At 70.1% G+C, this 15,152-nt stretch carries 18 protein-coding genes; 17 read left to right on the top strand and 1 reads right to left on the bottom strand.

The features are described 5' to 3' along the window. Nucleotides 1-18: 18 nt before the first annotated feature. Nucleotides 19-657 (top strand): hypothetical protein, encoded by a 639-nt coding sequence (locus PZB75_RS31570; RefSeq protein ID WP_275539119.1) that lies wholly within the window; start codon nucleotides 19-21, stop codon nucleotides 655-657. A 29-nt stretch (nucleotides 658-686) separates the two neighbouring features. Here the strand turns inward: PZB75_RS31570 and PZB75_RS31565 are convergent, their stop codons facing one another. After that, entirely contained in the window at nucleotides 687-1,724 is a 1,038-nt protein-coding gene (locus tag PZB75_RS31565; RefSeq protein ID WP_275539118.1) for a hypothetical protein, read from the bottom strand. Nucleotides 1,725-2,360: 636 nt separating this feature from the next. Between PZB75_RS31565 and PZB75_RS31560 the strand changes: the two genes are divergently transcribed. The 16 genes from PZB75_RS31560 to PZB75_RS31485 all read left to right on the top strand — a co-directional run bounded on the left by PZB75_RS31560 (nucleotide 2,361) and on the right by PZB75_RS31485 (nucleotide 15,088). Next, nucleotides 2,361-2,933, top strand: coding sequence for a hypothetical protein (locus tag PZB75_RS31560; RefSeq protein WP_275539117.1), 573 nt, complete (start codon nucleotides 2,361-2,363; stop codon nucleotides 2,931-2,933). Between the two features lie 74 nt (nucleotides 2,934-3,007). Next, complete coding sequence (locus PZB75_RS31555) at nucleotides 3,008-3,370, top strand: hypothetical protein (RefSeq protein WP_275539116.1); 363 nt, start codon at nucleotides 3,008-3,010, stop codon at nucleotides 3,368-3,370. Nucleotides 3,371-3,422: 52 nt separating this feature from the next. Next, nucleotides 3,423-3,980, top strand: coding sequence for a hypothetical protein (locus PZB75_RS31550; RefSeq protein ID WP_275539115.1), 558 nt, complete (start codon nucleotides 3,423-3,425; stop codon nucleotides 3,978-3,980). Beyond that, complete coding sequence (locus PZB75_RS31545; protein WP_275539114.1) at nucleotides 3,977-4,882, top strand: hypothetical protein; 906 nt, start codon at nucleotides 3,977-3,979, stop codon at nucleotides 4,880-4,882. Before PZB75_RS31550 ends, PZB75_RS31545 begins: the two co-directional genes overlap by 4 nt. A gap of 78 nt (nucleotides 4,883-4,960) precedes the next feature. After that, nucleotides 4,961-5,620, top strand: a complete 660-nt coding sequence (locus tag PZB75_RS31540) for a hypothetical protein (protein WP_275539113.1) — start codon at nucleotides 4,961-4,963, stop codon at nucleotides 5,618-5,620. Between the two features lie 336 nt (nucleotides 5,621-5,956). Then, nucleotides 5,957-6,925: an SAV_2336 N-terminal domain-related protein gene (locus PZB75_RS31535; RefSeq protein WP_275539112.1), complete on the top strand. Its 969-nt coding sequence runs from the start codon at nucleotides 5,957-5,959 to the stop codon at nucleotides 6,923-6,925. A gap of 245 nt (nucleotides 6,926-7,170) precedes the next feature. After that, nucleotides 7,171-9,234 (top strand): NAD-dependent DNA ligase LigA, encoded by a 2,064-nt coding sequence (ligA, locus tag PZB75_RS31530; RefSeq protein ID WP_275539111.1) that lies wholly within the window; start codon nucleotides 7,171-7,173, stop codon nucleotides 9,232-9,234. Between the two features lie 230 nt (nucleotides 9,235-9,464). Further along, entirely contained in the window at nucleotides 9,465-10,589 is a 1,125-nt protein-coding gene (locus tag PZB75_RS31525; protein WP_275539110.1) for a hypothetical protein, read from the top strand. Then, nucleotides 10,570-11,226 (top strand): hypothetical protein, encoded by a 657-nt coding sequence (locus PZB75_RS31520; RefSeq protein WP_275539109.1) that lies wholly within the window; start codon nucleotides 10,570-10,572, stop codon nucleotides 11,224-11,226. Before PZB75_RS31525 ends, PZB75_RS31520 begins: the two co-directional genes overlap by 20 nt. A 102-nt stretch (nucleotides 11,227-11,328) precedes the next feature. Continuing rightward, nucleotides 11,329-11,790 (top strand): hypothetical protein, encoded by a 462-nt coding sequence (locus PZB75_RS31515; protein WP_275539108.1) that lies wholly within the window; start codon nucleotides 11,329-11,331, stop codon nucleotides 11,788-11,790. 191 nt (nucleotides 11,791-11,981) lie between these two features. Next, on the top strand, nucleotides 11,982-12,107 hold the full coding sequence (locus PZB75_RS31510; protein WP_275539107.1) for a hypothetical protein: 126 nt from the start codon (nucleotides 11,982-11,984) through the stop codon (nucleotides 12,105-12,107). A 305-nt stretch (nucleotides 12,108-12,412) separates the two neighbouring features. Further along, a complete protein-coding gene (locus tag PZB75_RS31505) occupies nucleotides 12,413-12,994 on the top strand; it encodes a hypothetical protein (protein ID WP_275539106.1) in 582 nt (193 codons plus the stop codon). 144 nt (nucleotides 12,995-13,138) lie between these two features. Further along, nucleotides 13,139-13,753 carry a TetR family transcriptional regulator gene (locus PZB75_RS31500; protein ID WP_275539105.1) on the top strand — a complete coding sequence of 205 codons (615 nt, stop codon included), beginning with the start codon at nucleotides 13,139-13,141 and terminating at the stop codon, nucleotides 13,751-13,753. A gap of 46 nt (nucleotides 13,754-13,799) precedes the next feature. Beyond that, nucleotides 13,800-14,189 carry a hypothetical protein gene (locus PZB75_RS31495; RefSeq protein ID WP_275539104.1) on the top strand — a complete coding sequence of 130 codons (390 nt, stop codon included), beginning with the start codon at nucleotides 13,800-13,802 and terminating at the stop codon, nucleotides 14,187-14,189. 113 nt (nucleotides 14,190-14,302) lie between these two features. After that, the gene (locus PZB75_RS31490; protein WP_275539103.1) at nucleotides 14,303-14,701 is read left to right on the top strand and encodes a hypothetical protein; all 399 of its coding nucleotides are present in this window, start codon (nucleotides 14,303-14,305) and stop codon (nucleotides 14,699-14,701) included. A 30-nt stretch (nucleotides 14,702-14,731) separates the two neighbouring features. After that, the gene (locus PZB75_RS31485) at nucleotides 14,732-15,088 is read left to right on the top strand and encodes a hypothetical protein (RefSeq protein ID WP_275539102.1); all 357 of its coding nucleotides are present in this window, start codon (nucleotides 14,732-14,734) and stop codon (nucleotides 15,086-15,088) included. The last annotated feature ends 64 nt before the right edge of the window (nucleotides 15,089-15,152 follow it).

The raw sequence follows: 15,152 nt of genomic DNA, 5'->3' as shown, positions 1-15,152 counted from the left end.
GGCTCTACGCTGGTCACCGTGGCAGATATCAGGAACACCAAGGCGTTCAAGGCCCTCGCGCCCCAGACGGAGGCCGAACTCCTCACCCGAGGGCTGGACGTCGTCTCCGTAGCGGTGACCAACGTCCTCGCTCACAACGTCACCATGGTCGCGGACCGGCTCGGGATCCAGCCCCGCTCGGCCCTGCGCTACATCGAACCCTCCGCGGTGGCGGATCAGATCGCCAAGGCCAGCGCGGTGGACACCGACGGCGCCCACACGGTCCACGGCGTACGGCCGGTCCGCGTCGACGACCGGACAGCCTTTGTGCCCCGCTGGGTCTGCTCCCGCCCGCTCATGGCCTTGGCCCAGGCAGTCAAGTACGCCTCCAGCAACGGCGATTCCCGCACCGTGCAGCACGCCACGGACCTGATCTTCGAGATCGGCCTCGCGATCGGAGCAGACTCGACGAGCGACAGCACGGGACTTCCGCTCGGCCTGCTCGACGAAGCCGCCAGCATCATCGAACAGGTCGCGGGTCACATCGAGACCGACGGATGGAGCGTGTGTCCCTGCGGTGAGGACCACGGCCAGACCGAAGCCGACACCAAGGTCCCCGGAGTCATGCGCGCCGACGCCGAGCTCATCAGGAAGATCCGGGCCAAGGGCGACGCATAACGGCGCCTACGCCAGACAGACTGCCCGGGTCAGCGGCCGCCGTCGCGGGTGGCGATCATGTCATTGAGGTTGCGGATCTGGCGCTGCTCGGCGTCTTCCACGAGCTCGCACCGCCAGTCGTAGTGCACGCGGTAGAGGGACTCGGTGGCCACCGGCACCGCCGAGCCGTCGAGGGGGACGGTGGCCAGGTGAACGCTCCCGCCGTACAGGGCCACACAGGTCAGGACCGCACGCAGGTACTCGTGCCCGTGCTCCTCCAGGCCCACGGTTCCGTCCTTGTGGGCGTGGGCGACCTCGTGCAGGCCCACCGTGCGCGTCTCGTCGACGTCCGTGAAGGCCGGCGCCGGGTCGAAGACGTGATGCGGGCACTGGCTCACGGAGGTGTCGCGGACGGCGACCGTGATGTTGATATCGGTCCGTGAGCCCGCGGCCCCGGTGGTGTTGATGATGTCGACGAGGCGGTCGCGGGTTGCCGCTGCCTGCGCGTCGATCGTGGTCCACAGCGGGCCGAGACGGTGGCTCTCCAGGTGGAGGTAGAGGCTGATCATCAGCTCCGCCTCGGCCTGGGTCATCGTGACCTCGGGCAGCAGGTCCTCCGGGACGGCGGACGGGCGCAGCGGGGAGGGCCGGAACTTCGGGCTCGCGGTCTCCGTGCAACTCAGCGGCAACCCCTCGATGGAAGGCCGCACCGCCACCACGTCGGCAAGCTCCACCAGCCCGGTCGCAGGGTTCGCCCAGGTGCCGCGCATCGCAGGCCGAGACCGGTCGGCGTAGGTCTCCATGATGTGCATGCGGTACCAGGCCGGTGCGGCGTCGTCCCAGTGCTTCCAGAGGATCTCGACGGTGGCCGGGTCCTCGGGGCTGCACTCACCGAAGACCCACTGCACCTCCTCGAATGCGGCCGACGGATCCTCGGGAGGGACCCACAGGCCGAACTCGTTCCAGGCCCAGGGTGCGTCATACTCCTCGCCACAGGACTGCGCCACCATCTGGAGATAGTTCCGACTCGTCTCCCGCAGGGCGACGGCGTCGTCGCCGGTTTCGGGGAGGCGGGGCTGATTACTCACGGCAGCTCTTCCTGGAGGCGAGGGGACGTGGTCAAAGGACCGCGGCCAGCCTACTGGCGTGAGGCGGTCGATCTGGCCGGACTTCACCACCCGTTCCTATCGAGTGACGGCATCCCAGACGGGCATCTGGAACACCGCGACACCGGGCAAGTCACCGCTCGAACCCGCCGCGGAACGCGGCAGAAAAGAGCCATCCCCGCGCGGGTTCCGCACCAGGGGCGTCCAGGAATCTGCGAACTCGCGCGCTTCGGCCCGGTCTATCGCCAAGTTCGTCACCGGAGACCGTGGTGCTGACGGGTTCGAGCGCCGCATCATGGCGCTGGGCGCCTCGCAGCGCCCTGCGGGGGCCGACCGGCGTGCCTGGCTGCGCACCGCGTTGGAACAGATCGGGGCCAGGCGCCAGAGGCACCCGGGGACATATAGGTATGCCCTGCCCGTTGGCCGTACTCGGGCCGAGCGGTCGAGGGCGGTCTTCGGCATGCCAGCACTCCCCTACCCGAAGTGGGCAGATGCCCGTCGACCCAACTAGAGCATGTTGCGTATTCATGAATCAATATGTAGTGTGGTTGTCGTGATCGAGCGACGTACCGCTCTCACGCACACCACCATCTTGAAACCTCACCCAGAGGAACGACCGTGGACACGTCCATCCCCGACCGCAAGGCTGCTCGCTTCACCGCAGCCGCGGAATCCGGCGTCAACATGAACCCCGCACGCGAGTGCACCCTCGCGGACCGCGCCGCATGGGCCCACGCGGCGCTGGAGGCCTACAACAGGCAGGCCCCCAAAGCCCTGTTGCCCGTTCCCAAGCTGGCCGAGCGCGTACGGCTCGGCGTCCTCGCGGCCGAGGCCATGGCCCAGATCGCCTTCAGCATCCCCGACGACCGGGTCGTTGACGACCAGGAAAGCGCCGATCGCGTGATCGGAGATCTGGTCGCTCAGGTCTTCTGCCTGACGGACGGGCGGGTCACCGCCCATGAGCTCCACCAGGCCGCCGAGGGGCTGCGCAGCGAGGCGTACCCCGTGAAGCTCGATGTCCTGTGCGCCGTCGCCGCCGCCGGGGCCGAACGAGAGGCCGCCATGCTCGCGGCGCTCCTGGACGCGGCCGAGTCCTTCGGGTGCGACGTCCCCGGCATGGTCGACAGCGCTCGCAACTACTTCGAAGACCTCAAGGCAGAGGACGAGGAGGCCGAGGCGGCGCACGCCTGAGCCAGACCCGGGAGCGAGGACTCGGCCCCGGCGGCCGCGCTCGCTCCCGGCTGGGTCGCCACGGAACACACCCGATGAAACTGATCATCCCCGCCTTCGACCAGCACTACCGCGTGTCCGCCACGGACTACAACTGGACCAACCCCGGAGAGATTCTCACCATCGGCACCGACGACGCCTTCGTCGGCCTCGACAGCCGCCGCTACACCACGCACGGCCGCGTCACCGCACTCGATGTCACCCGCGCCGACGTCAATACCAAGATCATCAGCTTCCTCACCCAAGACGGCTTCTACGTGCCCGGACGTGAGCGGCAGAGCACCGAGACCCGCAGGCGCATGGGCGAACTCTTCGGCCTGGCCCGCGGCTTCGAGGTCGGCACCGTCATCGGCCTTCACCGCGGCCGGCCCCGCCGCCACGACGCGCCCCCGAACTGACCCGCTGGGCGCGGCCCATCCGCCAGCGCCCGCCGCCCCCAGGAAGGGCCCCATGGACACCATGCCCCCGAACACCCGTACCCAGCAGCACTGGTACCTCGCCACCCTCGGTCACGAGGCGCTGTTGCGGGAGCTCGCCCCGCTGGATCTCCCCGCCTCCGCCACCCACGATCCGCTCACCCTCGCCGGACGGTGCCTGATCGCCGACCCGATCGGCTACCCCGAAGCCCATCGAGCCGCAGAACGGGTCCTGGCCCCGCTGCGCACCGCCCAGACGTTCACCACCACCGTCCCGGACGAGGACAACGCCCTGGAGCACACCGGCGTCGTGCCGGTCCTTGAGGAGCGTCAGGCCGGAGCTGTCACCGGCTGGTACGCCGAACTCCTTCTCTTCGAGCACAGCTCGCTGCTCGACAAGGCCGCCTACCGCCTGTCCCGGATGCCCGGAGACCCGACCTGGATCATCGACAGCGACTTCCAGCGCAGCGGCCGCCCCGGGATGCTGCGGCCCTTCGGCTCCCGGCGCCCGGGCAGCAAGCGGACCCTCCTGCCGCCGTTCGTCGCCGAGCTCGACCGCCTCATCGCGCAGGGGCCGGAGAGCGCGGCGTGACCCTGTACGGCATCCCGCCCGCCGGACTGCGCCGCGCCATGGCGCCCGAAAGCGGGCGGGACCACGCCCACGCCATCGCAGACACCGCGCACGCCTGGTGGACATCCAACCGCGGGGGCTCCGGCGACCGGGCCATCGCGGTCGGCACCCTGGCTGCGCTCGCCCTCTGCGCGCCCTCACGACCGGACGGCCCCGACTACGGCCCGCTCCTGCTCCCCCTCGACGACGAACAACTCGTCGACACCCTTCGAGCGGGATGGAACTCGTTCTGGACCTACGACCCGGACCTGACCGAGGCCGCCCGCCCGCTCCACGACTGGCTCTCCCGCCCCACCGACAGCGACGTCCGCGGCCTGGCCGACTACGCCCGGATCCTCGTGCGCGCAGGGCTGCTGGAGTACTGCTCCGACACCGCCCGCGCCGAGTCCGACGATGTCCTCGGCCTGCTCATCACCCGGATGCGCAGCTACAGCGAACGGCAGTCGACCGGCGAGTTCTTCACTCCGGCGGCGGCTGCCAACAACGTCGGCGACATCCTTCTCTCCACCGACCGCAGGCCCGGCGATCTGCTCCTCGAACCCGCGGCTGGGACGGGCACGATGACCCGGGCCGCCGCTGCCACGATGCGGTACTTCGGCGCCGACCCCGCCGAGTACCGCTGGTGGCTGAACGACCTCGACCCACTCAACGCCGCGTGCTGCGCCGTGAACGCGCAGCTCTGGAGGCTCGGCCCGCACGTGACCGTCTCCTGCGGCGACGCCCTGAAGCATCCCCGGGTTCTGGAGCAGGCCGTACAAAGGCGCGCCGAGCGGGCGAGCGCCGAGCAGAAGGCCCGGCCGGTGCTGTACCCCACCACGACCCGCCCGCCGTTCTGGCCGTGGCAGTTCGTTCCACCCTCCTGACCCGGCGCGGCGGCCGTGCCGCATCCCGCGGCCGGCCGCCGCTCACCTCCTCATCCCTGCACGAAACGGAGCCCTCTCATGGCCATCAACTCCACACCGCCGCCCGCCATCGCCACCTTGGTCCCCGACTCCGAGGGACACGGGACGGTCCTGCGGATCGTCTACGCCCATCACCTGGACGGCGAGTCCCTGGCCTTCCAGCTCTTCCACCGGTACGCCCACCGCTTGCAGGCCGGCACCCAGCTCCCGGACGAGATCACCCGCGCCGAGGTGATGGCCCTCCTCGGCGAACAGGGCGCGGACTGTGCCGAGGGCTGGCACTCCTCTGCGAACGAGCCCACCGAGGAGGCCTCGGACGAGGCGTGGCAGTGGGTCCGCGCGCAGGTGAACCGCCTGTTCCCCGGCCTGTCCTGGAAGGTCGAGCCCGACCGTGGCATGAACATCCCTGGTGTCGACGCCGACAAGGTCGCAGACATCGTGATCCGGGCGCGCCCCCTGGCATCGGACGTGACCCGCCCCGCGACCATGTTCGATCCCACGCTCACCTACTACGCGGACGGAACGCACGTGGTCATGCGGGCCCGGGGGACGGAACGCTCCGGGCACACCTTCGGCATGGCGGAGGGCGCCGCCCCGTACGCCTTCCAGGCCGTGCGGTGGGATGACGGCGGCGCTGACCTCATCGCCCCGCACGTGCTGCATCGCGTCGAGGGCCAGACCCAGGACGGCGCGGCTTAGGCGACCGCAGGGGCCGGCGTGCGGAGGGCCGCGCCGCCGCTCCTGGGCTTCTCCGGCGACCAGGTTCGCCGAAAGGGAGACACAACGGGGCAGGGTGGTCAGGTACTTGTGACGACCCGACCCAGGAGCGAGTGTTGCGTACTTTTATTTCAGCATGTATTGTAGTTGTCATGAGGGCGGGAAGCCGCCCCACACCAAGCCAATTCCGAAGGAGCCGCTTCGCGCGGCTCGCCCTGGCCGTGGCTCTCCCCTCGGCGGCCGGGGCCGTGAGGCCCGGACCGACACCCCCCGTCCGGTCCGGGCCTCGCCCCCTCACCGAGGCCCCAAGGAGACGACGTGACCATACGGACGAACACGGCCTCAGCCCTGAACAGGGCTCCGGCGTATCGCCTCCAGCTTGTCTTCGATGCCGGGCCCACGATGTCAATGTGGGGACCGCTGCTGCGGGAACTGCGCCAGTCCCTCGCCCGGAGTAGCCCTTTCCAGAGTGTGACGGTGGCCGTTCTCAAGGCCGATGGCACGCTGCGAGGACGACAGGGCGAGGATGACCGACTGGTGACCCTCGTGCTCAGCAACTGCTCCGGCCCTCAGTGGCACCCCGGCCCGGCCGGTGAACGCTGGTACAAGACTCTGCGCAGCTGGGCGCGTGTGCGCCCGGTGGCGGTGGTTCAGCCGCTGCCGGAGCGCATGTGGCAGCGCACGGCGCTGCCCGGGACGCCCGGGAGCATCTACGCCCCGGCCGCCGGAGCCGCCAACTCCGAACTGCGCTTCGCGGCGTACGACAGTGCGCCCGACACGGGGGCGGACAGCATCCCTGTGCCGGTTCTGGAACCCGCCTCTCCTTGGCTGGAGAACTGGTTCGCGCTCCTCGGCGGCGGTATCGAGGTCCCGGCGGCGGTCGCTTTCATTCCGCCCGCACTTCCGGCCGAAGGGACCGCCTCTCTGACGGGGCTCGCTGCTGAGGAACTGGTCCTCCGCTTCCGCGCCACTGCTTCCCCCGAAGCGGTCCGTCTCGCGGGGTACTTGGCGGCAGGCGTCCCCCACTTGCCGGTGATGCAGTTGGTGCACCGCTCGATCGGGACGGCTCCGTGTCCGAGCCACCTGGCCGAGGTGATTCTGAGCGGCCTGCTCCGTGCCGTCCCCGGTCGCCCCGGTACTTACGCATTCCGAGACGACGTTGCCTCCGTGCTGCTGCGCACAGTGCCGCGTTCCTCGCTCGCTCGCACGGTGGCTCTGCTGCGGCAAGCTGAGCCGTCGATGCGGCGCGCCCTGGTGAGCGCGGAGGCTTCGCGACTCGTCGGCTAGGGACGCGGTTTCCGCATCCACTCGTCGGCGTCACCGTTCGCCGCCCTCTTCACCCCTCAGCACTGCCTGGGGCCGAACAATCCTCTGCTACCTCTTCTCTTCACCCGCTGTGTTCGGGGCGCTGGGCGTGAACCGCCCGTCCCGGCATCAAGCCATCCGCTCACCTTCGGTGACCCGCGTTGCCCTACGTGCCCTTGCATCCGGGCGCGCGGCCACTGTCAGACCCTTAAGAGAGGATCACCCTCATGACGACTCTTCCCGCCGCTCAGGCGCAGTCTGCCGTGTCCAACCGCATCGAGTACGAGGCCGCGCTCCAGCTCCTGCGCGAGGCCTCGCAGGCGTACTACGGTGAAGGCGACAGCGTCCTGGACGACGCTTCGTACGATCAGCTCCGACGGTCGGTGCAGGCCTGGGAGGAGGAGAATCCCTCCGAGGTCTCCCCGGACTCCCCCACCGGGCTCGTGGCCGACGGTGCAGCGCCCGTCGGCGACGTCGCGCACACCACTCGTCTCCTGAGCCTGGACAACGTCTTCGACGCCGAGGGCCTGGTGACATGGGGCGCCTCGGTCCAGCGCCGTCTGGGCCGCGCGCCGCAGGGCGGGTTCACTGTGGAGCCGAAGATCGACGGTGCTGCCGTGGCCGCTCGGTATCGCGACGGCCGTCTCGTGCAGATCATCACCCGCGGTGACGGCAGTCACGGCGAGGACATCAGCCACGTCATCGGCCAGATCGACGGCCTCCCCGAGCGTCTGGCCGAGCCGGTCACCGTCGAGGTCCGCGGCGAGGTCGCCTTCACACAGGAGCAGTTCGAGAAGGCGAACGAGGTCCGTGCCGCTCACAATGCGCAGGTCTTCGCCAACCCCCGCAACGGTACGGCCGGGACGCTGAGGGCGAAGGACCGGCCGTACCGGCTCCAGATGACGTTCTGGGCCTACGGCGCGGTCGAACTGGACGGCGTATCGTTCCTGCCCGGCGGAGCCATGCACGCCGAGACCCTGGCCGCCGTGGCCGCAGCCGGCATCCAGACGACCGCGGACTCCCCGGCCGGGCTCCACGTCGTCGCCGACCTGGCCGCAGCACAGGAGCGGGTTGACGCGATCGCCGCCATGCGTGCGGATCTGCCCGTCGGAATCGACGGGGTGGTGATCAAGATGAACGACACGGGAGAACAGACGGCGGCCGGGTTCGGCTCCCGCTTCCCTCACTGGGCCATCGCGGTCAAGCTCCCCGCGGTCGAACGGCAGACCGTCCTGGAGGACGTCGTGTGGGAGGTGGGCCGCACCGGGGTCCTCGCGCCGACCGCGATCCTCACCTCGGTGGAGATCGACGGTTCCAACGTCACCCGGGCCACCCTCCACAACCCCGCCGACATTCGCCGGCGCGACCTCCACCTCGGCGATACCGTGACGGTCTACAAGGCCGGCGACATCATCCCCCGGGTGCAGGGGGCCGTGGTCCAGCTGCGTCCGGAGGGGGCGCGCGAGGTGCCGCTGCCCGAGGTCTGCCCGAACTGTGGTGGCGAGATCAACAAGGCGCAGAAGCGGTGGCGATGCGCAAAGGGCACCGCGTGCGCGCTCCCGGCGTTGATCGAGTACGCCGCGCAGCGCGAGATGCTCGACATCGACGGCCTCGGCAAGACTTACGTGGCGGCCCTGGTCGCGTCCGGCAACGTGGACGACGTTGCCGACCTGTTCACCTTGACGGCCGAGCAGCTCACCGAGGCGTCCAAGAGTGCCAAGCGGGCCGTCAAGCTCGCCGAGCAGATCGAGGCGGCCAAGACACTCCCTCTCAGCCGGGTCTTCTGCGCACTGGGCGTGCTCGGCACCGGGCGCAGCATGTCCCGGCGCATCGCCCGGCACTTCGGGACCATGGACGCCATCCGGCAGGCTGATGCTGCCGCTCTGCAGGGCGTCGAGGGCATCGGCCCCGAGAAGGCCCCGGTCATCGTCGAGCAGGTTGCCGCACTGGCGCCGGTCATCGACAAGCTGATCGCGGCGGGCGTCAACATGACCGAGCCCCAGGGGGCGCCGGCGGCGGAGGGTGCAGGTCCGCTGGCCGGGAAGGTCGTGGTGGTCACCGGCAAGATGAGCGGGCGACTGGAGGCCTACGGGCGGTCCGAGATGAACGCCCTGATCGAGAAGGCCGGCGGCCGCGCGGGCAGCAGCGTCAGTGCGAAGACGTCCATCCTCGTCGCCGCGCCGTCCACCGGAGGCAAGCCCAGCTCGAAGGCAGTCAAGGCGGCCGCGCTCGGCGTCACGGTCCTCACCCCCGAGGACTTCGCCGACCTGGTCGCCGACTACTTGGCCTGACGCAAGGGGCCGGGGCGGGCGTCGCACGGTAGGCGCGATCCCGTCTCGCCCCCTGCGCGGTCCAGCGCATTGAACGGCCGCGTCATGGACGGGTGCTCGCACCCGCCAGGCGCGGGCCCCACTTCACTCGATGTTGCGTATTAGTATTTCAATGTGTACTGTCATGTCATCGCCTGGTGCTCGGCACCCACGACCTCTCCTCAAACACCCCACGTCCAGGTAGGGATGACATGCACTCGAACATGCCCGAGTTGTCGGATTCCGAGCTTCTGGCGATCGCCGCTCGTGCCACCAAGCGGACTCCGGTCAAGCCCAACGACCTCCTGATCCTCACCGAACTCCAGCTGGAGCTGTACCGGGAGCTGCACGCCGCTGCCGGTCAGTTGGTACGGCCGCCGGTCGCGGCAGAAGTCCCACCGGCATCCTCGGCGCGAGTACGGGGCGCCCTCGATCGCATCCTCACCGAAGAAGAGGAGATGGCCGTCTTCCGGCAGGTGTACGACCACCTGGCAAACGCGGCACTGGGCGACCAGCGGGCGGCGGATCAGCTGCTGACACTGTCCGGTGGCCAGCACGGCCCGGGCAGCGCGTTCCTCAAGCGCATACTGCGGTTCGCGGCGGCCGACGCGTACCCGAACACGGTCCAGATGCTCGTTCTCGACTTCCTGAAGACGACGGACCAGCAGACCCTTCGCGCGGTGCTGGCGCAGCTCGCGGGCATGGAATGGGCACTCGATCCGAACGACAGGCACCAGCGGATGATCATCGACCCGCCGGACGCCGTCGTCGATGACGCCGACGCCGAGGTCCGCCGGTTCCGCGAGCTGGGGCTGCGTCCCGGTGACTCCACCCCGGGCCGGAGTCTCGCACGCGCGGACAACGCGGCCTGGGAGACTCCCGACCAGCACCACATCCGTACGTGGCGCCGCCGGTACGTGGAAGCCCACAGGCAGAGTCTCGACTGGGCGCGGGCAAAGGCCGAGGTGTACCGCCGCGAGCGCGAGCGGCTGGCGCCCTACGGACATCCGGACGGCCTGGAGGCGGCCGTGGTGACGCAGCTGCGCCAGGAAGCCGACCGGGCCTCCTCCGCCCGCCTCTTCCAGATCGGCGACTCCCTCGGCCAGATGGCACTGCGCCGCGTGGTGCGGCGGACGGAGAAAAGCACGACCCCGTTCGATCCCGCACACCTTCCCGCCTCGCGCGGCATGCTGTTCCTCGACACCCCCCCTCGCGCTGCCCAACGGCCGACGCATCGTCGGCTACGTGTGGGGCCCGTGGTCGCCCCCGGCGGAAGAAGGCTGGTTCCTTCTGCGTCCCGACCGGCTCCTGGAGCCGGTGGAGCCTCCGTCCGATAACGCCCCCTGGACGTGGGTCACCGCGCTGACGTGCGACGAGTCGCTGCTACAACTGCCCTTCTCGCCGTACGAGACCTTGCTGGCGCGCCCCGGCGAGGTCCTGGAGCCCGAGACCCGGCTTCGCGACCCGCACCACCCTGAGCGGTACCTGAGCGGATCGGGCCGCCAGGGCGGCCAGGAGCTGATGCTCCGCCACGTGCGGGCCCTGTGGGAACTGCTGGCCCAGCACAAGCGGTCCACGGTGCGGGTCCTGGCCCACCAGGTTCACCAGCTCAAGCCCAGCAAGCGCGAGGCCGAACGGCGACGGGGCATCTGCGACTCCGGCCAGGTCGAGAACTGGTGGGTGGACCCGGACGCGGGCGAGCGCTTCCGGGAGGAGCAGCCGAGCCAGGCACGCGATGGCGGAACCGGCCGCACGCTGGCGGTCCGCTACTGGAGGGAGGAGCACGAGCGCCAGCAGTGCCCGAACTCCCACCGGCACGCCCTCCTGGAGACGGAAAAGCCCGGTAGCTGCCCGCACTACGAGATCACCATCCCCGAGCACCCCGTAGGGCCCGCCGACGCTCCATGGTCCGACCGGCTGCGCCGCGCCCGGCTCCGCCCCCCGGCGACGCCCCGGAGCGCCGCGAACGCCTGACAGTCCCCCTTGTGGCCGGGCGGGCCCCGTCCCGCCCGGCCACAGGTTGCACGACCCGTGCACCAAGCCCAGCAGCCCGATCGCCCTCAGCCGAGGAGAGCCATGTCCGAAGACCTCCGTCCCCGCACCTTCCAGCACCGCCGTTGCCAGCCGCTGCACACCGTCTACGGGTTGGTGGCGCTGCTCGCCGGCTGTGGCGTCCTGGTGGAGCAGCCCGTCATGTGGCTGTTCGTCGTCCCGCTCGCTGTTCTTGTCGTCGAAACGCGTCGGCTCGCCCGGCACCGGGCGTGCGCCGTCCTCCGCAGGCGGGACGAGCGCAAGGTAGCCCCGGCTCGCGCCCACTGGGTGTGGGGCGCTGCCGCGGCCGTTCTGGACGCCGCTCTGGTGGCCGGAGCCTTCGCCGTCTGCACCGTGCTGCTGCTCGGCCATGGTGAGGTGCTCGTCCTGCGCGGACGGGCAGCGGACTACCTGGCCCTCGGCGCAGGGGCGGTGTTCGCCGGCGCGCATGCCCTCACGCACCGCATGTCCGCCCGGACCCCGCAGACGCCGCGGCCCGAGGCGTGAGAAGTGCCCCCGTCACTGCGTGCCGGGGCATCGCCCGGCACTCTCTTTCCTCAAGTCCTCGGGGGACCGTCATGCTGCGCTTCGACCCCACACGAGCGGCTCGGCCGTGGTGTCTCTGTTCCGCGTGTGGGTGCTCCCTGCGCGATGCGGGCCCCGGGCGCCGACCGGAGCCCGCGGAGCTGGCCGGCGCATTGGAGGAGATGTTCGCCGGCGTCGGTCTGGATCCGGCCGGGCTGCCTGCACAGGTCGAGCCGCCCGGCACGGGAGAGGTGATCACGGTCTTCGGTCTGCGATGCGACCGCATCGACGGCTGCTGATCGCCGGTGTTGTTCCCGGGCGAACACGCCACTGCCGCTGTCGAACTGGACGGCGAATAACGCGACTTCTCCCGGTGGATCGACACCTTTCACGCCGAGAACGCGGACGCAGCCGCCAGGGCCGCGCGAGCGCAGATCGAAGGCGGGGCCACCAACTCACAGGTGTTGCCTATTGGCGTTTCGATATGTACAGTCATGCATGTCGGCGCCCCACGCTATCGGGTTCGGGATCGTCAACAGTCACCCCTCCGCTCAGGCAGTGTGAGCCAGGACGGCTTCAACCCACCACACCCAGGAGGTCTTTCATGGCAGGCGTCGAAGACACCTTGAGCGAGATGATCCGAGAGAGCCCCTGTTCAGTACTCAATCGCACCCAGGCCCTCCACCACGTCCTGGTGGTACTCGGCAGCGGATACGACTGGCGGGGCGGCGAGGTCGTGCGACGACACGGCCGGGACAGACGCGACTGCCGCAGCACGCACGAGCAGTTCAAGCTCCCCGCCGATCACGTCACCCTCTTGCGCGAACACGGGAGGGCAGTTGAGCAGCAGTACGTCGACGGAACCTGTCCCGCCGAACACCTTCGTACACATGCCGCAGAGCTGGCCCGCACACCCGGCCCGCTCGAACAAGACCCGTACCCGGCCAGTCCCGGCGCTCCGCTGTTCAACGTTCCGGCGGACGCCGCTGCCGACTGGGTCGAGGCCGCCCGCGAGATCGCCGCCGCCGTTGTCCCCCTCTGGGAGACGCCGTCCGACTACGAGGTGGCCGTCCACGCCTCCCTCACTCCCGAGCAACGGGCTTGGGTCGACGGCCAGCGCTCGCGTGCACTCGCCCTCCTTGAGCGCCGCTTCGGCCCCGAGGCGCTCCCCGCAAGCAGAAGCTGACCCTCGGCCAGCGGCGGAAATCCGTGAACCCTCACTAGTTGCTTATTCAGTTTTCAATGTGTAATATGACTATTCGTCGGGTTCGGCGGCGCCGCCCCCAGACCTGACCCACTCCCCTTCCTCCCACCAGCTCAGGAGACGGCTGTGCCCACCCGCATCATGACCCGCACCCCCGAGCGCCGCGTGCCCAACCAGCGCGGCCTCCAGACCCGCCAGAAGCTGCTGGACGCAACGATCGAGCTTCTCGCCACTCGGCCCTACCGCGACATCAAGGTGATGGACATCGCCCACGTGGTGGGCACGTCGCCCGCGACGTTCTACCAGTACTTCGCCGACATCGAGGGCGTCGTCCTCGAAGCGTCCCGACTCCTGGTCGAGGAGACGAACGCGGCGCTCGCCGGTTTCGAGGACGGCGCCTGGTCCTCGGACGGACTGCCCGGCGCCACTCGGCTCGTCGACGCCGTACTCGACGGCTGGAGCGGTCACCTCCCGGTCATGCGCGTGCTGACCGCCGTCGCGGCCGAGCGGGACCCCCGCTTCGTCAAGGCGTACTTCGCGGCCACCAGGCCCCTCGTCCGGGCCCTGACGGCGGCCGCGCCTAGCGGCGAGGGCAAGGAACTGGTCCACGCCCTCGTGTCCGGCCTGACAGCCGCCGCCGGACACGAGAACGCCGGAAGCGTCCAGGGACTGACCAAGCGCCAGCGACGCCGCGGGCTCGCCCGCCTCGTCCACGCTGCCGTGACCACCACCGGCGCCTAGAGCCGCGCTCCCCCACCAGCCCGGCCGCAACCCCAGGGGGAACACCGTGATCCAGCCAGCCTCTCTCGCCATCGGCTTCGGCCTCGGCATTCTCAGCGTCCTGATCCGCGCCCTTGCTCTGCGCATCTGGCCGCGACGCTGCCCACTTCCCCTCTCGGTCGCCTCACCGAGCCCCGAACTCGTCACCGCCCTGTCTGCGGCCGTCGCCGAGCGCTACCCGAAGCACGGCGGGTTCGACTACGCCGCCATCAGCGTCTTCGAGCACGACGCACCGGGAAACACGGTGCACCTCTACCCCTCGCGCGGCCCCCACCGGGGCGCCATACGCCTGGATCCCAGCGATCCGAGCACCCCTGACGGCAGGGCCGCCCAACTGATGGCCGAGATGAGCCTGCCTCACGTCGGCGTCCTGGTCATCCCGCTCGGCCCCCGCTGAAACGGCCCGCGCCGCCCCACCTCCGAGGTGGCGCCCGGCCGGCCCTCGTGCCTGCCAGCCTTCGCAACCCGCCCCCTTCCCCTCACCGATCCCCGACCCGTCAGCGAGAAACCGTGACCAACCCTTCCCCCCAGCTGTTCAAGTACGGACGCTGGCTGTTCGACATCGACGGAGCCATGCGCCTCCTGGAGGAACGCCCCCGCGCCGCAGAGCAGACCCCCGTGGACGACTGGTCGGCCGCCTACCATCTGAGCTTGCTCAGGCCGGACTACGACGGCCCGGCCTGGTGCCCTGTCTTCGGCCCGGACCAGTCCCACTTCAGCGCCGAACACGCGATGGGCACTGACATCAGCCAGCCGGTGATCATCGCCACCTTGGAGTTCGACAGCGGCCCGGCTCGCCTGCTGATCGACGGAGTGCACCGCATGTACCGGGCGATGGTCAAAGGCCGCCCAACGCTCCCCGCGCACGTCCTGACCGTCGCCGAGACCGCGACGATCCGCGTGCACTGACGCCGCCCTCCTCACCCTCGGGAGTTCCCCTTGACCTCCATCGGCACCGCCCGTCATTTCCAGCCCCACGGCGCCCCCGGCCACGTATGCCGCGATCACAACCGGGCGGTCCTGGCCCCGGCCGTCGCCGTCGAGGCCCTCCGCCAGGGCCTCGGGCCCGACCTGACCGACGCCCAGCTCGACCAGTGCGCCGAGATCGCCGAGCGCAACCCGCTGTCCGAAACCTCCCGCGCTGCCGTCCGTGCCGCGCTGGAGCCCGCACTGTCCGTGCGCAACTCCCCGGCGACCGTGCACCATCGGCTGCTCAACCTCTCGCCCGGGCACCCGCTGCGCGTCCGCGTCGGCGACACCGAGTACTTCCTGGTCCCCATCCCCATCACGCTGTGACCCGCCGCCCGCACAGTCGGCGGGCGGCCCGAATCAGACACCTCCAGAAAACGCGTCCGGCCCC

The organism is Streptomyces sp. AM 4-1-1 (assembly GCF_029167625.1).
Taxonomy (GTDB): domain Bacteria; phylum Actinomycetota; class Actinomycetes; order Streptomycetales; family Streptomycetaceae; genus Streptomyces.
Note: the sequence above shows the minus strand (reverse complement) of the source record. Positions and strands in the feature narration are given on the sequence as shown.